Annotated in this window: 21 protein-coding genes and 1 pseudogene; 11 read left to right on the top strand and 11 right to left on the bottom strand. The window is 57.9% G+C overall.

Annotated features, from left to right (window positions below; genetic code table 11):
* Window positions 1–237 precede the first annotated feature (237 nt).
* Complete coding sequence (locus tag ISP19_RS02395) at window positions 238–876, bottom strand: glutathione S-transferase N-terminal domain-containing protein (RefSeq protein WP_204679361.1); 639 nt, start codon at window positions 874–876, stop codon at window positions 238–240.
* Window positions 877–1,023: 147 nt separating this feature from the next.
* A complete protein-coding gene (locus ISP19_RS02390; protein WP_204679359.1) occupies window positions 1,024–1,932 on the bottom strand; it encodes a LysR family transcriptional regulator in 909 nt (302 codons plus the stop codon).
* 165 nt (window positions 1,933–2,097) lie between these two features.
* Between ISP19_RS02390 and ISP19_RS02385 the strand changes: the two genes are divergently transcribed.
* The 6 genes from ISP19_RS02385 to ISP19_RS02360 all read left to right on the top strand — a co-directional run bounded on the left by ISP19_RS02385 (window position 2,098) and on the right by ISP19_RS02360 (window position 8,830).
* Window positions 2,098–2,763: a DsbA family protein gene (locus ISP19_RS02385; RefSeq protein ID WP_204679357.1), complete on the top strand. Its 666-nt coding sequence runs from the start codon at window positions 2,098–2,100 to the stop codon at window positions 2,761–2,763.
* A 4-nt stretch (window positions 2,764–2,767) separates the two neighbouring features.
* Window positions 2,768–3,130, top strand: a complete 363-nt coding sequence (locus ISP19_RS02380; protein ID WP_204679355.1) for a nuclear transport factor 2 family protein — start codon at window positions 2,768–2,770, stop codon at window positions 3,128–3,130.
* A 390-nt stretch (window positions 3,131–3,520) separates the two neighbouring features.
* A complete protein-coding gene (locus ISP19_RS02375) occupies window positions 3,521–5,056 on the top strand; it encodes a glycoside hydrolase family 30 protein (RefSeq protein ID WP_204679353.1) in 1,536 nt (511 codons plus the stop codon).
* A 296-nt stretch (window positions 5,057–5,352) separates the two neighbouring features.
* Window positions 5,353–5,625: a hypothetical protein gene (locus ISP19_RS02370; protein ID WP_204679351.1), complete on the top strand. Its 273-nt coding sequence runs from the start codon at window positions 5,353–5,355 to the stop codon at window positions 5,623–5,625.
* Between the two features lie 108 nt (window positions 5,626–5,733).
* A complete protein-coding gene (locus ISP19_RS02365) occupies window positions 5,734–5,952 on the top strand; it encodes a hypothetical protein (protein ID WP_204679350.1) in 219 nt (72 codons plus the stop codon).
* Between the two features lie 373 nt (window positions 5,953–6,325).
* The gene (locus tag ISP19_RS02360; protein ID WP_239556411.1) at window positions 6,326–8,830 is read left to right on the top strand and encodes a TonB-dependent receptor plug domain-containing protein; all 2,505 of its coding nucleotides are present in this window, start codon (window positions 6,326–6,328) and stop codon (window positions 8,828–8,830) included.
* A 204-nt stretch (window positions 8,831–9,034) separates the two neighbouring features.
* Here the strand turns inward: ISP19_RS02360 and ISP19_RS02355 are convergent, their stop codons facing one another.
* Complete coding sequence (locus ISP19_RS02355; protein ID WP_204679348.1) at window positions 9,035–10,558, bottom strand: glycosyltransferase family 39 protein; 1,524 nt, start codon at window positions 10,556–10,558, stop codon at window positions 9,035–9,037.
* 459 nt (window positions 10,559–11,017) lie between these two features.
* On the opposite strand from ISP19_RS02355, the gene ISP19_RS02350 reads away from it, so the two are divergent.
* The gene (locus tag ISP19_RS02350) at window positions 11,018–11,593 is read left to right on the top strand and encodes a hypothetical protein (protein WP_204679346.1); all 576 of its coding nucleotides are present in this window, start codon (window positions 11,018–11,020) and stop codon (window positions 11,591–11,593) included.
* A gap of 77 nt (window positions 11,594–11,670) precedes the next feature.
* Here the strand turns inward: ISP19_RS02350 and ISP19_RS02345 are convergent, their stop codons facing one another.
* Window positions 11,671–11,964 (bottom strand): hypothetical protein, encoded by a 294-nt coding sequence (locus ISP19_RS02345; RefSeq protein WP_204679344.1) that lies wholly within the window; start codon window positions 11,962–11,964, stop codon window positions 11,671–11,673.
* Between the two features lie 118 nt (window positions 11,965–12,082).
* Window positions 12,083–12,292, bottom strand: coding sequence for a hypothetical protein (locus ISP19_RS02340; protein WP_204679342.1), 210 nt, complete (start codon window positions 12,290–12,292; stop codon window positions 12,083–12,085).
* A 266-nt stretch (window positions 12,293–12,558) separates the two neighbouring features.
* Here ISP19_RS02340 and ISP19_RS02335 point away from each other — a divergent pair, with 266 nt between their 5' ends.
* From ISP19_RS02335 to ISP19_RS02320, 4 genes are all read left to right on the top strand, one after another.
* Window positions 12,559–13,380: an alpha/beta fold hydrolase gene (locus ISP19_RS02335; RefSeq protein ID WP_204679340.1), complete on the top strand. Its 822-nt coding sequence runs from the start codon at window positions 12,559–12,561 to the stop codon at window positions 13,378–13,380.
* Window positions 13,381–13,551: 171 nt separating this feature from the next.
* Window positions 13,552–14,589 carry an alpha/beta hydrolase gene (locus ISP19_RS02330; RefSeq protein ID WP_204679338.1) on the top strand — a complete coding sequence of 346 codons (1,038 nt, stop codon included), beginning with the start codon at window positions 13,552–13,554 and terminating at the stop codon, window positions 14,587–14,589.
* A 410-nt stretch (window positions 14,590–14,999) separates the two neighbouring features.
* Window positions 15,000–15,680 (top strand): hypothetical protein, encoded by a 681-nt coding sequence (locus ISP19_RS02325; protein ID WP_204679336.1) that lies wholly within the window; start codon window positions 15,000–15,002, stop codon window positions 15,678–15,680.
* A 437-nt stretch (window positions 15,681–16,117) separates the two neighbouring features.
* Window positions 16,118–16,489, top strand: a complete 372-nt coding sequence (locus tag ISP19_RS02320) for a DUF1161 domain-containing protein (protein WP_204679334.1) — start codon at window positions 16,118–16,120, stop codon at window positions 16,487–16,489.
* 189 nt (window positions 16,490–16,678) lie between these two features.
* Here ISP19_RS02320 and ISP19_RS02315 read toward each other — a convergent pair whose 3' ends face one another.
* From ISP19_RS02315 to ISP19_RS02290, 6 genes and pseudogenes are all read right to left on the bottom strand, one after another.
* Complete coding sequence (locus ISP19_RS02315; protein ID WP_204679326.1) at window positions 16,679–18,163, bottom strand: lysozyme inhibitor LprI family protein; 1,485 nt, start codon at window positions 18,161–18,163, stop codon at window positions 16,679–16,681.
* Between the two features lie 168 nt (window positions 18,164–18,331).
* The gene (locus ISP19_RS02310; protein ID WP_204679316.1) at window positions 18,332–18,943 is read right to left on the bottom strand and encodes a hypothetical protein; all 612 of its coding nucleotides are present in this window, start codon (window positions 18,941–18,943) and stop codon (window positions 18,332–18,334) included.
* A gap of 9 nt (window positions 18,944–18,952) precedes the next feature.
* Window positions 18,953–19,618: a DUF2931 family protein gene (locus ISP19_RS02305; protein ID WP_204679314.1), complete on the bottom strand. Its 666-nt coding sequence runs from the start codon at window positions 19,616–19,618 to the stop codon at window positions 18,953–18,955.
* Complete coding sequence (locus ISP19_RS02300; protein ID WP_204679312.1) at window positions 19,605–20,243, bottom strand: hypothetical protein; 639 nt, start codon at window positions 20,241–20,243, stop codon at window positions 19,605–19,607. The genes ISP19_RS02305 and ISP19_RS02300 overlap by 14 nt, the downstream gene beginning before the upstream one ends.
* Window positions 20,244–20,252: 9 nt before the next feature.
* Entirely contained in the window at window positions 20,253–20,918 is a 666-nt protein-coding gene (locus ISP19_RS02295) for a DUF2931 family protein (RefSeq protein ID WP_204679310.1), read from the bottom strand.
* Window positions 20,905–21,432, bottom strand: a pseudogene (locus tag ISP19_RS02290) (DUF2235 domain-containing protein); the annotation flags it as partial. The gene ISP19_RS02295 and the pseudogene ISP19_RS02290, both read right to left, overlap by 14 nt.

Below are 21,432 nucleotides of genomic sequence, written 5' to 3'. Positions count from 1 at the left end.
GCGGGGAGGGGAGGCCCGGCTAGGCGATGGGACTGATGTCTCTCGACATGGGTTAACTATACTGCACAGTTTGTTAATTGGTTGTAACGGAATTCGAGCCGGATTTCCTGCTGAGAGCCCGGGGAGGGAACGGTGCGGGCCGTCATGTCTGTTTCCACCCGAAGCAGACATCGCCACAAGCCGCTCTGCCCTTCACGGACAGCCATTCCGGGTCGTTGCGAGATACCACGTCAGGATCTAGCTGACGCCGGCTTCCTGTAGAACATTCATGCCCTTGATCACGTCCGGGAGCTCGGCCAGTTTCGTCATCCAGCGGTCCATCGACGGACGATTGGCGCGGGCGTCGGCGAGCAAGGCCGGATTGTTGGTAATCACGGCAACGACCCAGGGATAGATGGCAATGTCGGCAATGCTGTAGTCGTCGCTGCCCACGTAAGCCGACTGCGACAGGCGCTGTTCCAGCACGTCGAGCAGGCGGTTGGACTCGGTGAGGTATCGATTCACGGCGAGCGGGAGTCGTTCCTTCGCGCGGTTCGCGAAAAATCCCAGTTGTCCGAACATCGGCCCTACGCCGCCCACTTGCCAGTTCAGCCACTGCAAGGTGCTGTAGCGCGTGGCGCCACGGGTGGGCAGCAGTTTTCCGGTCTTTTCGGCCAGGTACTGAAGAATCGCGCCGCTCTCGAAGAGCTTCATGCCGTTTTCGCGGTCAACGATGGCCGGGATCTTGCTGTTCGGCGACACGGCTACGAAGTTCGGCAGAAACTGCTCGTCGCGGTTGATGTCCACGGGATGTACCACGTAGTCCAGTTGCAGCGCCTCCAGCGCGATGACGGGTTTGCGCCCGTTGGGAGTTTTCCAGGTGTAGAGATCGATCATGGCGTCCCCGATGAACCGTTAGTTCTGACAGAGGCACATGCTAGTTATTGCCACGCCGCGCATAAATCCGCTGCGAAGCACTTCAGTTGATACCTGGCGTAACAAGTGGCTCGGCCACCACGCGGCCCGCGCCAGCCAACGGCAGTATCAGGCCACTTTTTGCACCAGAAAATCGATGAAGCTGCGCACGCGCAGCGGTACGTGGCGGTTATGTGGGTACAGCAGGTTATAAGGTCGGGACCGGCCGCCGAACGCCTGCAGCACCGTGACCAGACGACCCTCGCGCAGATCTTCTTCAACGATGAAGCGATACGTCTGGAACAAGCCGGCACCGTGGCGGGCGAGCGTGACCCCGCCAAGCACGTCCTCGGAGAGTACATAGCCGCCGTCGCCGGTCACTTCGATCTCCTTGCCCTGATCCCGGAACAGCCAGGGAATCCGGCGGCCACTGCTGGGAAGGTCGAACTGGATGCACTCGTGCTGGCCGAGATCCGCCAGCGTCATGGGTGTGCCCCGTCGAGCAAGGTATGCGGGGGTGGCCACGACGACCAATTCCGCGTCTTCAAGGTGGCGAACGATGAGGCCGGAATCGGCGGGGGCGCGAACGCGAATCGCCAGGTCGTAGCCTTCGTCGGAAAAATCAACGTTGCGGTTGCTCACGTGGATATCCAGCCGCACCTCTGGATGGCGCGCTCGAAACTCCGGAAGCCACGGCAATAGGCGGTAGTGGGCGTATGTGGTCGGTACGCTGACGCGCAGCGTACCGACCGGCCGAAGCTGCTGGCCCGTCGCCATGCGTTCCGCATCGATCAGCTGGCTCAGCGCTTGCCGGCACTCTTCGAAGTAGGCGCGGCCCACGTCGGTGAGGCGAATGTGCCGGGTGGTCCGAACGAACAGGCGAACGCCCATGCGTTCCTCCAGGCGTGCCACCGAGCGGCTGACCGCGGCAGGCGTCACGCCAGCGGCCGCTGCTGCTGCGGTGAAACTGCCTAGCTCACCTGCCAGACAAAACAGCTCGATGCTCCCCAGCAGCACATCATCAAATTGGCGCCGCATGATTCGTTACGCCACGTATCAAGTGAAGTGCATTGAACCATATTTATCGCGTTGGAACGCAGGAATACAGTGCGCCTCGACGTCGAGTCATCCATCCATTCCTGGTGTCCACCGTGCCCGCGCATGGGATCCAGGGCAGTCGAGACACTGTTCGAGAAAATGAGCATGAAACTTATTCTGGTCGCTGACCCCATGTGTTCCTGGTGCTATGGCTTCGGCAAGGAAGTGACAGAGCTGCGCCAGGCCGCCCCCGGGCTTGAGCTGCAAGTGGTCGTAGGCGGCCTTCGCCCTGACGAAACATCGGTGATGCCCAGGCACCAGCGCGTTGCGCGTCTTGAGCACTGGAACCGCGTCGAAGCAGCAAGCGGACTGCCGTTCAATCGCCAGGCGTTCCTCGCCAACGACAATCTGGTCTACAACACCGAGCCCGCGTGCCGCGCCGTAGTCACCGTCCGCCAACTGGCTCCTGACGCTGACCAGCTTGAGGTGCTTCGCGCCATCCAGCGCGCGTTTTATGTCGACGGACAGGACATCACGAAGGGCGAAGTACTGGCGGATGTGGGTGCCCGTGCATTGTCCGATCAGGGTTATGCGACGACGCCCGATGATTTCCTCAAGGTCTGGCAATCGGCAGAAGCGATGGATGAAACGCGTGGCGATTTCCTGCAAGCACGGCGCTGGGGTATTGCCAGTTTTCCATCGTTGCTGCTCGAAGACGGCGACAAGCTCTACAGTCTTGCGCCTGGTTACATCGATGCAAAGCAGCTTATCTCACGCGTTCGCACGGTGGCCGGATCACGCACGGATGTGATGGCGCCGACAGCAGGTTGAACCTATGAACGACGATCAGGCCGTGCTCGATCTGGTGGACCATTACCTACGCAGTGTGCATGAAGGAAGCGCGCAGGGACTTCGCGAGGTGTTTCACCCCAATGCTCGGGTCGAAGACATGGTCACCGGGACATTCCGTTCGCGTTCCGCAGCTCAATACATCGAAGCGGTGGGCTCGCGCCAGAGTCCGTCGAGCGCCGGCGAGCCGTTCACCATGGCGCCGCGGTCCATCGAAGTACTCGGCGACATGGCTACGGTCACGGCAGAGCTGCACTTTCTCGGCAACCACTACTACAACGTGCTTTCACTGCTTCGTTGCGATGGCCGCTGGTTCATCATGCACAAGCTCTTCGGTTCCGCAGGCTGATCACGCCATGATTGGGATACCCCGGCTCGCGTTACCTCGGTATGCAGCCGTGGGCTCACTGCCACGTGGATGAAAGAGATCCCAATACTATTACGGCACGTCGAGGCTTCAAAAAAGCCGGATACGGCCCACCGGCGTCTTGTTACGCTTACAAAGTCCGCTCTCGATCCGAGGCGAACGCACGCCGGTTCTTGGAACCATGGCTAGTAGTCAATACTCGGCGTGTTATGTAGTCTTCCTTCCGTTCGTATGCAACTTTGCGCATCATTGAGAAAGGAAACGGGCATCGTGCGTTTCTTCTGTAGAAAAAGCACGCCGCTCTTTTCTGCGAAAGCTTGCGGCTTCGTGATCCAAGTAACTGCAACCTGAGCGATGGGCTAGTTACGTGCCATGAATGAGCGCAAGTCGGAATCCAGTTGGGCGGTCAGCGCCCTAATCGTCCTGCTTACGCTGGTTGCCCTGTATGCGCCACGCTTCACGTTCACCGTAAAGCCTGAAGTTACCGTTTCGACGCAGTCGGTCCTGCCCTCCGTCCAGCTGTGGCTGAGCACGCAGGATCGCCGGCTGAAGCTGGCGCAGCAGCCCGATATTGAGATGACCGCTCGCGGCACGTTACCTGCCGATGTGGTCATCGACGTCAACAAGAAATATCAAACCATGGTCGGATTCGGCGCGGCCATGACGGATTCGTCGGCATGGTTGCTGCAGAACAAGCTGAATTGGCTGCGCCGCCGCGAATTGTTGCACGAGCTGTATGGTCCGCCCCCCAACCTCGGTCTGAACATGATGCGCCTGACCATAGGTGCGTCGGATTTCTCGTTGAAGCCGTATACCCTGGACGACGTCCCCCTTGGCCAGGTCGACCCGCAACTGTCGCATTTCAACGTCACGGCTAATTTGAAAGACGTGATACCGACGGTGCGCGAGGTCCTTTCCATCGATCCGGACCTGCACATCATCGCCTCGCCATGGAGTGCGCCGGCGTGGATGAAGACCAGTGACAACCTGATCAGCGGTGAGCTGCTGGAACAATATGAAAGTACTTACGCGGACTATCTCGTCAAATATCTCGATGCTTACCGCGGCTACGGCATTCCCATTTTCGCCTTGACCGTGCAAAACGAGCCCGCCTTCGAGCCGATCACCTATCCGGGCATGGGAATGCCTGCAGCGACGCGGGCGCGCATCGTTTCCCAATATCTCGGCCCGAAATTGGCAGCTCGCCCGCAAAAAACCCAGATTCTGGAATGGGATCACAACTGGAGCCATCCCGAACAACCATTGAGCGTTCTGGCAGACCCCAATGCCGCGCGCTATATCGATGGCGTCGCCTGGCATTGTTATGAAGGCAGCCAGTATGCGCAGGGTCGCGTACATCGCGCGTATCCCCAAAAGGATGTCTACATCAGCGAGTGTTCCGGGGGCGATTGGGCATCGGCCGCAAACGGCGAGCTGCTCTGGTTTACCCGTAACCTGTTGATCACCGGAACCAGGCAGTGGGCTCGCGGTGTCGTGTACTGGAACCTGGTACTCGACGAGCAACACGGGCCCCATTTCGGCGGGTGCGCCTTGTGCAAGGGCATGATCACGATCGACTCGCGTACCGGAGTGATAAGCCGCAACGATGAATACTACGCAATCGCGCACTTCAGCAAATTCGTCTTGCCCGGCGCCGTTCGGGTAGGGTCCACCGCGACCGAGGACAAGGGCATCGACAATGTGGCATTCCAGAATGCCTCCGACGGATCGATTGTTCTGGTGGTGGCAAACAGCAATGCGGTTGCGCGCAGCGTCTCGGTCGAAGAGGGCCAGACGCGCTTCGAATACACGATGCCGCCGGAAAGCGTGGCGACCTTCGAATGGAACCCGAGGCAGGCAAGCGCATGGATACAACGCGCCATCTGGTGGGTGAAAAAGCCCCGGTGAAGAGCCAGGGTTACACTATGATCCATCTCGAAAAGGGTAGGGGTGCCTTTCAAATCCACGGTGTCCGAGAAACGCATCCGATCCTTTTCGTGGGGCGCATCGAGACCGTGAGGTGGCTGTAAGCAGGTTGATTGGGGTTGACGTTCGCTTTCGACTGCGGATTCAGCCGGTTAACGCAATGCTCCATCTGCTTGCGCGGGCTTATAGTGTGTTGCATCGAACGGCTGAAGTCGCAACGCGAAGCGGAAATAGGTAGTAGCCAAACAGCCATCTATGGAATTGAGAGGACGCAATCAATGAATGAGATGGAGGCAATCGAAAATCTTAAGTCTGCCGGATTCCACGCTCAGACCAGGGATTGGTCCTTGGGCCATTCCATATTCGTCGCGCTGGGTCCTTTTCATCGCGAAGGTGTTGCCGGATGGCGGCACTCCAGATACATCTATCGAATGGAAAGCACATGGTGCGTCATCGACTGCGTACAGAAGATCGATAGCTTCCTTTCACTTGAAGAAGCGGTTGAACATGTCATGACCGCTCTCAAGGATGAAGAGCGAACGGCCTCCTGATAGCGGGTCTTTCACTATGTGGCATCTGGTGCATTTGCCGCCAGCCAGCTGTTTCCGGCCGCTCAGCTAAAACATTAGGCGCTAGAAACATTCGACTAAGGAAGAGCGATGCTCGAAGGAAATCGTCGGCGTGTTCAAAACCTAAGCGGCGGTGAAATATGGATGTTCATCATCGCAAGAGTTCTAATTGGCTTCGCGGCTGGAGTCTTGGCGACGCTCTATTTTCCGGCTGTCGCTTCGTATCTTGCATGGCCTGCCTTTGTTGCAGGCGTCCTGTTGTTTGTTCTGGCGTCCAAGGGGCTGTTACGCAGCCGGCGGCCCAACTAATCATTGAACTGCGCCGTCTGTCTTGGCTAGTCCAAGGCTTTTGACGTGAGCGTTGTGGAGCTGGACGGTCAATGAGCTTGCCTCCTGTGATGCGAGCGCAGCCACCACCGAACAGGCGCAAATCGACATGCATGCGATGTTGGCTCTCACCACATTCGCCACTCACATGCCATCTCCCATCGTTTGCATCGTCGAACAAATTTTCGTCAGCTAAGCGCAAGCATCGGCACCCTTGCTGCGTCGCGCAACACCTCACGCGAATCTTCTTGGCATATTGCACAGACATCGGCACTGGGGGTGCCGGTGCGCTGACGGGTATGTCACTCCATCAGCGTGTTTGGTTTTGCGTCTATAAAATCAAAAAGGGGACTTTATGACCGTTGGCAGAAAAGGCATGCCATGCAAGCGTCACGCATTATGGCTGTCGATGGTATTTGCGGGGTTGGCTGCTTCATCACTCTACGCTCAGGACAATGCCTCACCGGATGGCAGCTCGCAGCAGAACAACAAGAACGTCCAGCAATTGCAGCAGGTTATTGTTACAGGTACACGTACCACCGATCGCACGGTGGCCGAGTCGCTGTCGCCGGTCGATGTGATTTCGCCCCAGGATCTGGCGGCGACAGGCCAAACCGATCTGGCCAGTGCGCTGAACGTCCTGTTGCCCTCACTGGACTTCCCGCACACCGCCATCACCGACGGCAACGACGCCCTGCGTCCCGCGACGCTGCGCGGGCTGTCGCCCGATGACGTGTTGGTGCTGGTCAACGGCAAGCGCTATCACACATCGGCACTGGTCAATTACAACTATGCCGTCGGCCGCGGCTCGGCACCGGTGGATTTCAACTCGATTCCGATGTCAGCCATCGATCATATCGAGGTGCTGCGTGATGGTGCTGCCGCGCAATACGGTTCCGACGCCATCGCCGGCGTGGTCAACATCATCCTCAAGGGTGCACCCGGGCCGGGCAAGAACGAGATAGACACCTACGGCGGCATCATGGACAAAGGTGATGGCGCCAATAACGGGGTGGAAGGTTCCATGGCCATTCCGCTCGGCAAAGCCAGCAATGGCGCCAGTGCGCCGGGATGGCTGCGCCTGTCTTTCAACTACCAGAGTGTGATGAGCACCAATCGGGCGGCCAATACCGACCCCACCTACAACTATCCACCTTCCGTCATCTTTGGTACCAACTACCCGCCGCCGACACCCTACGAGCGCTATGGCGAACCGGCCCAGAAGATCTACCAGGCCGTCATCAATTTCCAATACGACTTGAACAACAACGCCGAGCTCTACGGCTTCCTCGATTTGAGCGACCGCAGGGTCACGTCCAACGGCTTCTGGCGCTTCTGGAACGACTACGACAACAACGTGCCTGCCGTCTATCCGAACGGATACTTGCCGCAGATTGTCAACCCGACCAGGGATTATCAAGGCGTGTTCGGAGTGCGTGGCAAGGCTTTAGGCTGGAACTGGGATCTTTCCGCCAACTACGGCGAAAACAATCTGCAATTCGACGTACAGAACTCGATCAACAGCAACCTGTATTACTCCACCGGTTACTCGCCGACATCGTTTTATGCCGGCAGTTACACCACGCGGCTCTTCACGCTGGATCTGGACGCCAACCGTGAATTCGACCTGGGCTTCCTGAAGAACCCGTTGTCATTTGCCTGGGGTGTGGAGTTCAAACAGGATTCCTACGACATCGGCTCCGGCGACAGCGCGTCCTGGTACTTCAATCCCAACACCATCGATCCAAACACCGGTGATGTGTATACGGGCGGATCGCAGGTATGGCCAGGCATCACACCCAATCTCTCCGGCAGCTGGTCGCGCAACAACGGAGCTGTCTATGTCGACCTGGAGAATGACCTTACCGACAAGCTGTCAGTAGGCGCCGCAGGTCGCTTCGAGGACTACAACGATGGCATCGGCAGCGTGGCAGCCGGCAAGTTGTCGGCGCGTTATCAGTTCACCGATACGTTCGCGTTGCGTGGCACAGTGTCCAACGGCTTCCGCGCGCCATCGCTGGCGCAGATGTATTACAGCTCCACCGTGACCCTGGTGCAGAATGGGCAGCTGGTCCAGGTCGGCACCTTGACGCCGAACAATCCGCTGGCCGTCTCCTATGGCGCCAAGCCGCTGGTCCCGGAGCAATCCACCAACGTCTCGGTGGGCAGCGTGTGGCAGCCCAGCAGCAACTTCAACAGCACGATCGACGTATATCAGGTCCACGTCAACCATCAGATCGTCTACAGCGACCAGATGGACAATACCAATCCCAACTATCCGCAATACAGCGAAATCCAGTTCTTCCTCAACGGAGCCAACGTCACCAGTCGTGGTGCCGACGTTGTGCTCAACGGCATCCAGGATCTGGGCAACTGGGGCAATCTGGTCGGCAGCGTAAGCGGTAATTACAACCGGATCAGCATCGACGGAGTCACCGATCCGACACTGTTCGGTCCGTACAGCCAGGCGCTGCTCACCGATGGTACGCCGCGTACCAAGTACGTCCTCAGCGGTGACTGGAACTACCACCACTTCAAGCTGCACGCCGATCTCACCCGCTATGGCGAGGTCAGCGAGATAAGCATCGATACGCCGCAATCGCTCAACGACTTTGGTGCTCCCTCGGTCGGGCAGGAATATGCCGCACGTTGGATCACCGACCTTACGGCTTCCTACAACTGGCGCCAGTGGACCTTCTCGGCGGGTGTCGACAACCTGTTCAACCAATATCCCACCAAGGTGATCCTGGCCAATATTGCCGGTGATGAAGATGCGTCCGTGGGCCTGCAATACTCGTCGCTCTCACCGTTCGGGTTCGACGGCCGTTACTGGTTCGGGAAGATTGCCTACAACTGGTAGACGGGATACCGATAGGGGCCGGAGGTAATCAAGTGTGTCTTATTACCTCCGGCCCTGAGGGTTCTCTGTGGTTCGCGCTGTTACGTCATCTGTTCAACCACCTGCGGCGGAAAGAAGGATGATTGTCTAGGTCCTATTCCGACCCAAAGCTACCATCGCTAACAGCGCGTATCCCTTCAACCGTCTGTCAAGTTGTGCAACAACTCACCCAAAATCCGGCCCGCGCTTCCAAAGCTCGCTCCATGGCTTTCGCGCGGGACCGCACACGAAGATATCGGGATGATCCCGGCTTTCCTCATTGAGCAGGCCCAAAGCGTTGGTCGTGTGGCCAGCGACGCGGCAATCGGTGAAAAGCGCATCGGCGTCCTCGCGCGAATTGCCCAGCACGATAAGTGTGGTGGGTGGCGTCTGCGGATAGCCGCGTAGCCATCCGGAGTTGATCGTCGTGATCGGTGTGGGCAGGTGATAGCGCCGGCCCAGCAGGGCGATGGCGCCGTACTCGCCATAGTTGCCCACGGCAATGCCAAGATTCGCCTGCTGTTCGGCCGGCAAGGCATCACGAATGGCTGCCACGTGTGCGACGAGTTCGTTCCAGCCGATTTCTTCGCGGAGGTCGCCGTTGTTTTGGAGTGCAAAGTCTCGCAGCGGACCGCTTGATGCGATGGGTACGATACGAAGCGTCGCATAGATGCCGATGGCGAAGACGCCCGTAAGTACCAGTGTGGTAATTCCAACCCGCCATGCAGGGCGCAGGGTGCGCAGCCATTGCTCGCCCACAACGGAGCCCATGGCCAGAAGCATCGGGTAAGCACCACAGATGTAATAGAAGCGGCCCTTCGCAAGCAGGAACAGCAGCAGCGGCACCACATACATCCAGACCAGCATGCGATAGCGGCGGTCGTTGAAGAAGGCCAACAAACCCGCCAGCCAGACAGGCGCGGCGAACAGGTTGGCGTTCAACAGGAACTGATCGCGCAGGAAGCCGTCCGTGCGCCCCAGATGTACGTCGCGCGCATGGATGCCTTGCAGAAAATGGTAGGAAACGAAGTCGTGCCGGATCAGCCAGGCGAGGTTGGGGGCAAATATAAGCAGTGCGATGGCGCCACCGACCCAGAACCAGCCACTCGTGACATATCGTCGTGCGTCGGTGAACAGCACCCCCGCCAGCACGCCGGCGAGCTCGAACGCGATCGAATACTTGGTCTGCAGGCCAAGGCCGGCGAGTATGCCAATCGCCACCCACCAGCGTGGCTCATCGTCACGCCTCAGACGAATCACGCACCAGGCGATCAGCACCCACCACAGCAGGTCGAATGAGGAATACTGGAATTCCGTTGCCTCGAACATTGGCAACGGCGACAGCGCTACGGCGATGGCCGTAAAGGTTTGCGCCATCCGTCCGCCCCCCAAATCGCGAGCCATAAGGCCGCTGGCGAGAATCACCAGCACTTGCGCGAGCACCGAAAACAATCGCAGGCCCACGAGTGACAGGCCAAACATCTTCAGACCCAGATGCTCCACTGCAGCGGTCAAAGGTGGGTAAGGCACAAAGCCCCAATCCAGATGCTGTGCATCGCTCAGGAACTGCCATTCGTCCCGGTGAAAACCGTACTGCCCGTTGGTCAGCATGTGCGCTATGCCAAAGAGCACGGCAATGACGAGCACCGGCACGACACTCCCCTGGTAGCCTGGTATTGCGCTCTGAACTGGAACACTGGTCGTAGTCATGGACGCGTCCTTGAGGCGGATCGACAGTGCGCCCTATGTCTGTTCGAACACTGGGCGTCGCTTCTTGTTCTTCCCAAAGATAGCCAATGTTCGCAGCTCAAAGCAGACACCCGGTTGGGGCCGCGCCGGGCGAAACCCGAGGCGCGTACCAGGTGTTCAAACGGGACCGCGGGCGGAGCTGAAAGACCATGGCAGCACTTCCTTGCGATGCAGTCGAGCATTCAGGCGGCGCTAGCCATCCGCGAGCAATGATTCACGCGAACGTCTTTTAGCCACTGGGGAATCTTTGTGCGGAAACTACTTTGTATTGCGTTGTTGGCAGCCATGCCGGCCACTGCTGTCTTGGCGCAAGATCAACCTCCCCAGCACGAGCAGGGCGGTCAAAAACAAGCGGCACCCGCACGGCCTGCCTGGCAAGCCGGCCACCCACAGTACGCCCCAGGGCAATATGGCAACCACGTGCCCCCTCAGGCCTATCCGCATGGCCCCGTCGGCGCGGGCGCTTATGCACGCCCGCTAGGCCCCGGTCCGGTCCGCCTTCCCGGAAATTTCCATCATTTCGAGGGTCACGATTTTGCGCATTTCTCACCCGCGGACCAGGCCATGTGGCGCGGCGGTGGCTGGCGCCATGAGTTTCACAATGGACGCTGGGGATGGTGGTGGTTTGTGGGTGGCGCCTGGTATTTCTATGACCAGCCGGTTTATCCCTATCCGGTTTTTGTGTCTGACGTGGTTTACGAGGAACCGGTCGAAGAGGTTCAAACCGTCGAGCCGGTAGACCCAGGCGCACCGCCCCCACCTGTCGAGCAGGCATACCCCCCGGGGCCACCCCAACCGGTTGGACAGGTAGACCCCGGTGCACCACCTCAACCCGTTGAGCAGGTAGACCCTGGTGCGCCACCGCAACCCGTTCAGCAGGTGGACCCCGCAGCACCGCCGCAACCGACTGGGCGGGTTTATTACTACTGCCCAGGCGTTGGCTACTACCCGCAAGTGGCCACCTGCTCGGTTCCGTTCCAGGTCGTCACCAACTGATCGGATTCGGGGGATGTGATGCAGGCGTTCGATCGGTCGACGATCGGCCCTGCCGCATCCCCATTTTGGAAAGCGAATTACGCGTCTCCATCAACGTCGCCAAAGTCCACGCCATCAAACGAAATGAACTCGCGTTTGTTGTTCGTGATGATGTAGGGCACGCCAGGGTGTGACGGTCGGTACACAACGTGCTGCCATCGTCCATCGATCTGCACCATGTGATACGTGAGCGTTTGCGATCTGACACGACGTATATTGCCCATGGGTTGCATGCACTTGTAGGGAACGCGCCGTGTCGTGAGGGTTTCCTTCGTGCCATCGGCGCGAATATGGCGCGGCGTGATGAATGCGTGGGTGGGCGTGGTCATCATGGTACTTCGCGCGTTGATCCGCAGTCGAAGTGATCAAAGCTAGCCGAGCCGACACGCAAAGTTGTTCCGCTCATGCATAGGGCGAGCTCGATGATTCGATAAAAGGTCGGATACCTTTTCATTCGACACCCGTCTGGGCAAGGCCGTCGCTGGCGTTTAGGCATAGAGCAAGTGCGCCTGTCAGGAACACGGTCCACGCAACAAGGCCACATGCAATTTGCAGCCAAGTAAGGTGGTTGATTTGTTCTTGCGGCTTGTAGCCAGCCGAACGGATGTCCAAGGGTGCGCGGGACATATTCCCGCGAATTGTTAAGCTGTGCTTATCCATTGGCGCCTCCTACATGGGCGGTTGCTTGGTCAGGCGTCCGGCAGCGTTGCCGCGCTGTCGGGTGCCGCGTTGAATCATTCGCCACCGCGCGTTGGCCAACTTTTCAAATCGCACTCCTTCTTGCCGTTATGAAGCCATTGAAGGGGAGGCTTGCGCGATAAGACATTGGTCGTTCAGCGTGTGACCCCACCGTTCAATGGCATGCTTGGACGAGAAGGAAATTTTGTGCCGCAACAACCATTACTCTGAAAGTCACGAGAGAAGGCATGCCAACTGCGTACACGTCCAAATCAGGTATTCACTGGACCGAACAAAGCCCGGCGGCCGCGCTAGACGCCGTCATACTCATCCATGGCCTTGGGGGCGATAGCGGGTTTTGGGAGGCAGAGCAAAAAGCGCTCGGCGAGCGCTTCAGGGTTTTGGCCATCGACCTTCGAGGTTCAGGACAATCCGCAGGGAGCACCGGGCCGTTTTCCATCGAAGACCTCGCGAACGATGTCATTTCCGTGCTGGACCACGCCGGGATTTCGTCGGCTCACGTCATTGGATTCTCGATGGGAGGACTGGTTGCCCAGGCGCTCGCGGTGGCGGCTCCGCATCGCGTTAAAAGCCTCGTCCTGGCAGCAACATTTGCAACGACCAATCAACAGGCGAGCCTCTTTCTGAAGGCGGTTGGCTCAGTCTATCGAGCGGGTGCCACGGCTAAGCAGCTGTATGAGCTGGTGCTGCCATGGTTGTTTTCCGAAAAGTTTCTATCCGATCCGCGTGCGGCACCCTATAAGGTCTACCCGGAAGATCAATCCGCTGAGCAATCGCGAGAAGACTGGCTTCGCTTGCTCGATGCGCAGCTGGCCTTTGACGGCCGTGCGGAGCTTTCAAAGATTCGCATGCCAACGTTAGTCGTGTGTGGCGATGAAGATCGTCTTGCGCCCCGGAGTGACGCTGGACAACTCATTAAAGGAATCAAGGGATCGGTACTCAAGATGATTCCTGGGGGACACCTTATAAATATCGAATCGCATGATGAGTTCATGGCTCACATTGAGGACTTCTTGTCCGCCGTCTCTTGCGAGAAAACGCCCAAATAGTGACCGCCACGTATCGGAGTCCGGAGAGCGCAGAATGCGCACCTCCGACCCATCACGACGTTGGCCCGACTTCAATTAAGCTAGGGCAGGGGCGCAACGAAATGCGAAACCCCATCGCTTAGTCAGGGGTTTCGACCAACCGGGGGAACTATGTCTAGATGCTTCGCCGTGATGGCGATCATGGTGTTGGGTTTGACTGCGGCTGTTCAAAGCCATGGACAAGAGGCACCAAAGAGTCCCTTGGTTACCGATCCGGTTTATACGAAACCTCAGCATCTCGTCGACATAGACCATGGACGAAGATTGAATATCTACTGCCGTGGATCCGGCGCGCCAACGGTTGTATTCGATGCGGGTCTTGGTGAATCGACCAGCACCTGGGGGCTGGTGCAACCCGCCATTGCAGTAAAAACGCGGACGTGTTCGTACGACCGAGCCGGGCTTGGCTTTAGTGATCCGGCAACTCGCCCCGGTACAACGCTGAATATCGCGGACGATCTGCACCGGCTACTTCAAGCGGCACATATAGCGCCACCTTACATCCTTGTTGGCCACTCGTCCGCCGGCATGAACGTGCGTGTCTTTGCAGACCGCTACCCCAAAGAGGTGGTCGGTCTGGTACTGATCGACCCGTCACATGAGGACCAGTCACAGCGTGAATGGAAAATTGGTCCGCCCAACTGGAACGGCTACGCCGAATGGGAGGCCTCGCTGAAGGAGCAGCGACTGTGCGTCGATGAAGCGAAGCATGGCTTCGTCAAAGGCACGGAGGCCTATAAGAAATGCGTTCCCGAGCCCGACCCGTATATGAGCCAGGCCATCAATGACGCGGCGACACGTGTGTGGTCGACAGCCAGCTGGCAGAGCGCCGCATTATCCGAGCGGGAAAATATCTTCTATAAGAGCGCGGACGAAACGAGAGCAACGCGGCGCGATTTCGGCGACATGCCGATCATCGTGTTGACTCACGCTCCATACCCCAAAGCCAAAGACGAAACCCAGGAAATCAGGGACCAACGCACCTTGGTATGGGAGCAGATGCACAACGAAGTCGCCGCCATGTCGACCCATGGGGTAAACGAGATTGTGTCGAAAACGGGACACTTTATTCAGCTGGATCGGCCGCAAATTGTCATCGACGCGATTGAGCAGGTCATGGCAATAGCGAAGAGCCAGAGTCAGCAGTCGCAACCGGCGCTGCCCCGGTAGCATCTGGTTGGCGTGTTCGCTTTCGACCTAAAGCGACATAACCCAGGCTACATAAGCAATCTAACCAGTTTTTTACATTGCTATTCGAGTACCAAACATCGGATGTCATACCCTGTGAGATACCCACAAATACGAGGGCATCAGAGGGCACCACGAGGCACGTGAACACGTAAGCTTGGCGAAAGGCGGGATTTGAGCCGCGCCCATAGGGAAGCGCATCCCGGCAAAGGAGTGTGGGTTGGGTGTCGGTCATCCCACGTATGTGGCGGGCCCCCGCCACGGCACCAGGGCTTCCCAAACACGGGATCAGATGCCCTCGCTTACCAAACGGTTAGGACATCGGCCACTAAGCACCCTGCTTCAGCGTTGCTTGCTCCTAAGCTTCTCGGGCTCAGAGAGGGAGGTTGCAAATGATCATCGCAAAGTTGCCTGCCATATCTTGTGCAATCGATTGGCCTGGGACGACAGCGGTCGTAAAAGACGTGGTCATTGCAGCAGGGATATTGCTCGCCGTTTATGCAGGCTTACGTGGTTTTTCACAGTGGCGCGCGCTTGAATGGGCCAAAACAGACTTGGACGTGGGGCGCCGCCTCCTGATAGCGACTTTCAACACCCGGGATTGCTTCAACAGCGCGCGCCGATGGGTGATCCTGGAAAGCGAGTTTCCTCCAGGCTATGTATCGGATACGGCGAACGTTACAGAAAGCCGGAATGCGCATCTGCATATGTTTGAGAAAAGATTTAAGCCGGTGCGTGAATCAGTAGTTCAATTGCAGTCGATACGAACTGAAGCCGAAGCGCTATGGGGTGACGAAATCACGAAACTGACAGATGCATTGCTAGGCTGCGTCCACGAACTGGAAGTGGGCATGGACATGTACGTTCGCCTGCTCGGAACACCTGCCCCTTTCGGTCACGGACAGCCCGAGGCACAGTACGAGCATATGGTTTTTGATCTTCCCGCCAACGCGCAGTCAGGCAGCGACGGAGACCCCAATGTATTGAAGGAAAAGGCCATGGCAGCCGTTGTACGGATTGACAACTACGTTCGTGAGAAACAAAAGAGGTTTGTCAGTCGGAAGCATGGTTAATCAGCTCGCACTGATAATCGGCTCCAATGGGATCTTCCAGGATCTCCTTCATATCGGCTAGCGGACGCCCTCGTGCCGGCGCTTAAGCTCTGATGCTCGATTCGCCTTGACGCGAACAATTGTCTTGGTCACCTGTGCCACACTGTTGTTCACGCTAGGTAGGGGCCCGGCCACAATAACCATTGTTCCGGTGCCATTCGGTCTGATCTTCGGGGTTGCCACAATTAGCTTTGACTTGGGTGGGCTCCTTGACGTAATAAGGCTAGCCCCCACGTGTTGGTACTTTGTTGCTTTTCCCGTTACGGCGTTTGTCGTTTATAGCTTGCGAAAGTTTGTGCTCTCTAACTACTCATCCAATCGGACGCCTGTCAAAGCCGCTTGAACCAGACGTTGAATGTCCGCTATCAGCTATTGAAACCAACCAACAAGGAAGAACCATGAAGCCTCGTATGTTTATCGCCGCGTTAACATTGATGACGTTGCCGCTGTTCGCCCATGCCTCTTGCGATGCCGTGAAATCCGACATCGACGCAAAAATCAAAGCGAATGGTGTGAGCAATTACAGCTTGGATGTGGTGGCTGCTGATCAGGCAGATAAGAGCGGAGGCAAGGTGGTCGGTCAGTGCGAAGGCAATAAAGCCATTGTGTACTCCCGAGGACAATCCAAAGCAGCCGACGACAACTCAGACAGTACGCCGAACAAATCTCCCGCTGACGCCGACAAGTCGGCACCCGCAACTACCTCGCCGGGCAATACTCCCAAGCCGCAGCATCCCGTAGCTGATAGATCTGGTCAAACCGGGGGCTGATCGGCGCCCCAAAGGTCAGGTTCACTTAAGAAGTGAACTTGGAGTAGTTCCGATTTCACGGACACCTGAAAGCAGGGGCCGGCGTAGGTTGGGTTAGCGCAGCGTAACCCAACGGAATTCGGCCGGAGCGACAAACATCGTTGGGTTACGCTGCGCTAACCCAACCTACGCGCTGCCACCGGAGCTCAGTTAGTGCGGCGTATGAAGATCCGGCGGAAGCCACGCATCCAGTACAAAGTCCCCACGTCGCTTGGGTCTGAACATGCCAAGCACAGGCGTAAAGGTTCGGCCATCCCAGCGCCAGATGGCCAGCAAAAGATCCTCGGTGCTATACAGACCGTACGCCCGGGTGCCGATTCTGGCTAGCAGCACTTCCCCGTGCCACTGCACGGGAACGAAGGTGCTTTCGTCAAACACCAGGAAGGATGTATCACCTTCGACATAGTTAGGCTTGTTATTGAAATTCGGTAGTTTGTATAAAAGGTGATTTGCTTGCTTTTCCGCTTGTAATCGCATCGTGGCGAATTTCGCTTGCAGGTCTGCAGTAAGATCGGCGTTCAAGGCGTCGCTGTCATGGGTCTGGTTGTAGCGATTGATGATCTGGTTGCCCAGCGCCAAGAGCCCAGTGCAATCCTTCTCGTTGCAGAAGGAAACCGGTGGCAACAGATAAGTGTCGTAACGCAATTGCAGGCGCAGCGGATCACCCCAGTGGTCACCCAGGTAGGGTTGGGCCGTAATGTTGCTTGTCGCCAGCCCCAGGTCGTCGATAAGCACAGCGTAAACCTTGCCCTGGTAAGTAGCGAGCTTGCCGTCATCTCCAGAGGTAGTGGGGTTGAACACGTTCGGAAGATCGATGGCCTGCAGGGCGTGATCGTGCCAACTGAACAATTGCCACACGCTATCCTGATCGCTGCCCTCATGGGCGTAAGCACCGCCGAAATGCGCAGTGTCCAGCAGGATGATGTTAGGGGTGTCGGTTTGTACGCTGTTGAAAACGTTGGACAGCTTCAGTACGTCGTTGGAATCGAAGGGGAGCGATTTTGCATGATCGAGTTCTACTTCTGTCCCCATGTTGAAAACCTTTCCGCTGCCGCCAAGGTATGGCCACCAAGTAACGAATAGCCCCGTTCCTTTGGTAGCCGACGGCTCAGCTGCCATATGCGCGCCGATGGCCGCCAGCAGTGGTGACGTTATTTTCGGATCACGGAACAAGTGGTCGAGAAAGAGGATACGATCCTGGTAGACGTGGGAGCCCAGGCCGTCCAAGCCGGGACTTTTCAACACCGCCGCGTCGCGCTCGGTGAGCCAGTTGCGTTGATCGCGCAACAAGGCATCAAGATGCTGCCCGGCGCGGGCACGAGCTTGAGCAAAGGATTGGGTCAGCTGTTCATCGAGTTGCGACAGCTGGTCGTTATTGCAGATGAGTTGCTCCACGCCTGCTTTGGCACGGCTGCAATCGAATCCGGCTGCCTGAGCCAACGGACTTGCCGCCAGTAACGCGGTCACCAGCAAACCTGTCACCCGGATGCGACTCATAACCCGCCTTTGGATTTCCCCTGAATAGTCGCGATTCTTCCACAGTCCGTGAGGCAATGGCATGCGATATCTGGCGAAACGATGTCGCCTCGATGCGATAGCAAGGGCAAATTCGATATAGAGCCATGCGTATGACATCGGCGTGAGCTCGTGCCCGCTTCGGGTTGCGGACATGGCAACTACTCGCTGCTGTTTGGCCCTCCTGGCGATGGACCGAAACGGCTCGCCACATGGTGGCCTGCGTTCTCTTCCCAAAAAAACCGGCACGCTGTCCCTACCCAACGCGCAAAAATGGACCGGGGGTAGTTAGGTGCGTTTAACTACTTCCGGTCCATTTTTGTCCAGACGGTTGACGTACAACAGATTGATGGAGCGGCCGCCTTTGTGATGCGGCGCCGTGCCATCGTCGCCTTCGTGCACGCTGCCGTCGGCGAGATTCCAATTGGCGGATTGATGCAAATAATCCCTGGCCAACATGGCCTCTTCGTCTTGATGGAGTGGCTGGCCGTCCAGCAGCTTGGCAGCAATCACCTGCAATTTCGCGGGCAAGCGGTGATGTTTATCGTCAGGCACCGGCTTGAAAGACACGCCTGCTTCTCGCGCCAGCTTGTGCATCACCCGCAACGGAATCAGCTGATAACGCCAGTCAATGGGGCGGTTAAGGCATACCGTGGCGCAGGCCACGGGCTGGCGCGTGTTCACCACGCTGCCGTGTGCCGGTGGCTGCGGTTCCATCCGCACCCAGGCATCGACGGAGAGGCAGCCGCCATCGATATGGCCCAGGTGCGTCACCCAGCGTTGGCGTTCGGCGTCGGCAAGCTGGTAGGCCCGGGTGTTGCCAGGGAATGGCAAATACAGGCTGCCGTTTTGCTCCACTGGCTTTTCGACGGTGTGCAGGTGCGTGTCGATGATCTCCATGGTGTGCGGTTACATGCCCGGGCATTTCCAGGAGTCGTAGGGGATGGTGTGGGTTTTGAGGTAATCCTGGATCTCGGGATTCAATCTCACGTACTCACCGTTGTAATGCCCTTGATAGGGGCCTTTCGGTTCGATTTGGGCACGCATGCAAAGCACTTCCACCGGCGGGCTACCCGGCCCCAAGAGCCACGCCTTGATCCAGCCTCCGGGCGCGAGGCCAATGCTCAGAAAACGCCGCGTTCCGCTTAGGCCTCCAGGCTTGTCGGGAGGGATGTCGGTCAGCATGATGCGACGCGCCTGGTCTGGTATATCGATGATGGCGTGATACGTCTGTGGCTCAACTAGCGATTGCCAGCGCACGTAGATGCGCTTGGGTAAGCCTGCGTTGTAGATATCACGGCCTTTGCCAGAAGGAATCCTGTCTCCCCATCCTTCCGGATTGTCGTGGTATGCCAGTGCGACGGTGCCCTGCATCATGCCGACCAAAATTTTTCCCTGTGTGTCTTCGATATCGGCTGTTTCCAGCCATACCTCCATGCGTGCAGGTGCCTGGAAGCCCAGATACCAACTGTCGTAGGGCAGGCCGTTGCGGGGAGTGCTTTGTGTCAGTGCGCATCCTGCGAGCCACAGCGTCAGCCATGGCAACAGGCGCTTGGGCACGTCAGTGATTTTCATTGCGCAACACTTTGCGTTGGCTGACTCCGCCATCTTTCGCGGGAGGCTGCGGACGGTTGACGTACAACAGATTGATGGACCGGCCGCCTTTGTGATGCGGCGCCGTGCCATCGTCGCCTTCGTGCACGCTGCCGTCGGCGAGATTCCAATTGGCGGATTGATGCAAATAATCCCTGGCCAACATGGCCTCTTCGTCTTGATGGAGTGGCTGGCCGTCCAGCAGCTTGGCAGCAATCACCTGCAATTTCGCAGGCAAGCGGTGATGTTTATCGTCAGGCACCGGCTTGAAAGACACGCCTGCTTCTCGCGCCAGCTTGTGCATCACCCGCAACGGAATCAGCTGATAACGCCAGTCGATGGGGCGGTTAAGGCATACCGTGGCGTAAGCCACGGGCTGGCGCGTGTTCACTACGCTGCCGTGTGCGGGTGGCTGCGGTTCCATCCGCACCCAGGCATCGACGGAGAGGCAGCCGCCATCGATATGGCCCAGGTGCGCCACCCAGCGTTGGCGTTCGGCGTCGGCAAGCTGGTAGGCCCGGGTGTTGCCAGGGAACGGCATATACAGGCTGCCGTTTTGCTCCACTGGCTTTTCGACGGCATACAGGTGCGTGTCGATGATCTCCATGGTGTGCGGTTACATGCCCGGGCATTTCCAGGAGTCGTAGGGGATGGTGTGGGTTTTCAGGTAATCATGGATCTCGGGATTCAATCTCACGTACTCACCGTTGTAATGCCCTTGATAGGGGCCCTTCGGTTCGATTTGGGCGCGCATGCAAAGCACTTCCACTGCTCGACTGGCGGGACTCTTCACCCATACCTTGATCCAACCACCTGGTGCCAAACCAATGCTCAGGTCACTCTGGTATTCGTAGTCGTCCGCGCGCAACACCGATTGCACCTTGGTCAACATCATTTGGCGCGCTTGTTCCGGTATTTCGATGATCGCCCGATATGTCTGTGGTTCCACCAGCGATTGCCAGCGCACATAGATACGCTTGGGCAAGCCTGCGTTGTAGATATCACGGCCTGCTCCCGAACTTATTCGGGGGCCCCAGCCTACTGGATCACCTCGATATGCCAGTGCCACGATGCCTTGCATCATGCCCACGAAAATCCGCCCCTGCGTATCTTCGATATCCGCTGTTTCCAGCCATACCTCCATGCGTGCTGGTGCCCGGAATCCCAGATACCAACTGTCGTAGGGCAGGCCGTTGCGGGGAGTGCTTTGTGTCAGCGCACAGCCTGCGAGGAACAACGCGAGCCATGGCAGCAGGCGCTTGAGCACGTCAGCGATTTTCATTGCGCAACACTTTGCGTTGACTGACTCCGCCATCTTTCGCGGGAGGTTGCGGACGGTTGACGTACAACAGATTGATGGAGCGGCCGCCTTTGTGATGCGGCACCGTGCCATCGTCGCCTTCGTGCACGTTGTCGTTGGTGATGTTCCAGTTGGCGGATTGATGTAGATACCCACGTACAAGCATGGCTTCTTCATCAGGGTCCAGAGACTGTTCGGCGAGAAGCTTTGCCGCAATGGCTTGCAGCCCGTCAGGAAGCCTCATGTCGGGATCGTCATCGGGGGACTTGCTCCATTGAACTCCGGCTTGCTGTGCCAGTTGGTGCATCACCCGCAACGGAATCAGCTGATAACGCCAGTCAATGGGGCGGTTAAGGCATACCGTGGCGCAGGCCACGGGCTGGCGCGTGTTCACCACGCTGCCGTGTGCCGGTGGCTGCGGTTCCATCCGCACCCAGGCATCGACGGAGAGGCAGCCGCCATCGATATGGCCCAGGTGCGTCACCCAGCGTTGGCG

It is taken from the genome of Dyella flava (assembly GCF_016904955.1).
In the GTDB taxonomy this organism is placed as follows: domain Bacteria; phylum Pseudomonadota; class Gammaproteobacteria; order Xanthomonadales; family Rhodanobacteraceae; genus Dyella_B; species Dyella_B flava.
This window is presented reverse-complemented; position numbering and strand designations above follow the sequence as displayed.

Coding starts and splice junctions, on each gene's coding strand:
- ISP19_RS02375 (WP_204679353.1), top strand. CDS start 3,521: ATGAATGAGCGCAAGTCGGAATCCAGTTGGGCGGTCAGCGCCCTAATC.
- ISP19_RS02305 (WP_204679314.1), bottom strand. CDS start 19,618: ATGAAAATCACTGACGTGCCCAAGCGCCTGTTGCCATGGCTGACGCTG.
- ISP19_RS02335 (WP_204679340.1), top strand. CDS start 12,559: ATGCCAACTGCGTACACGTCCAAATCAGGTATTCACTGGACCGAACAA.
- ISP19_RS02355 (WP_204679348.1), bottom strand. CDS start 10,558: ATGACTACGACCAGTGTTCCAGTTCAGAGCGCAATACCAGGCTACCAG.
- ISP19_RS02310 (WP_204679316.1), bottom strand. CDS start 18,943: ATGGAGATCATCGACACGCACCTGCACACCGTCGAAAAGCCAGTGGAG.
- ISP19_RS02300 (WP_204679312.1), bottom strand. CDS start 20,243: ATGGAGATCATCGACACGCACCTGTATGCCGTCGAAAAGCCAGTGGAG.
- ISP19_RS02395 (WP_204679361.1), bottom strand. CDS start 876: ATGATCGATCTCTACACCTGGAAAACTCCCAACGGGCGCAAACCCGTC.
- ISP19_RS02295 (WP_204679310.1), bottom strand. CDS start 20,918: ATGAAAATCGCTGACGTGCTCAAGCGCCTGCTGCCATGGCTCGCGTTG.
- ISP19_RS02385 (WP_204679357.1), top strand. CDS start 2,098: ATGAAACTTATTCTGGTCGCTGACCCCATGTGTTCCTGGTGCTATGGC.
- ISP19_RS02330 (WP_204679338.1), top strand. CDS start 13,552: ATGGCGATCATGGTGTTGGGTTTGACTGCGGCTGTTCAAAGCCATGGA.
- ISP19_RS02370 (WP_204679351.1), top strand. CDS start 5,353: ATGAATGAGATGGAGGCAATCGAAAATCTTAAGTCTGCCGGATTCCAC.
- ISP19_RS02390 (WP_204679359.1), bottom strand. CDS start 1,932: ATGCGGCGCCAATTTGATGATGTGCTGCTGGGGAGCATCGAGCTGTTT.
- ISP19_RS02360 (WP_239556411.1), top strand. CDS start 6,326: ATGACCGTTGGCAGAAAAGGCATGCCATGCAAGCGTCACGCATTATGG.
- ISP19_RS02345 (WP_204679344.1), bottom strand. CDS start 11,964: ATGATGACCACGCCCACCCACGCATTCATCACGCCGCGCCATATTCGC.
- ISP19_RS02380 (WP_204679355.1), top strand. CDS start 2,768: ATGAACGACGATCAGGCCGTGCTCGATCTGGTGGACCATTACCTACGC.
- ISP19_RS02340 (WP_204679342.1), bottom strand. CDS start 12,292: ATGGATAAGCACAGCTTAACAATTCGCGGGAATATGTCCCGCGCACCC.
- ISP19_RS02365 (WP_204679350.1), top strand. CDS start 5,734: ATGCTCGAAGGAAATCGTCGGCGTGTTCAAAACCTAAGCGGCGGTGAA.
- ISP19_RS02325 (WP_204679336.1), top strand. CDS start 15,000: ATGATCATCGCAAAGTTGCCTGCCATATCTTGTGCAATCGATTGGCCT.
- ISP19_RS02315 (WP_204679326.1), bottom strand. CDS start 18,163: ATGTCATACGCATGGCTCTATATCGAATTTGCCCTTGCTATCGCATCG.
- ISP19_RS02320 (WP_204679334.1), top strand. CDS start 16,118: ATGAAGCCTCGTATGTTTATCGCCGCGTTAACATTGATGACGTTGCCG.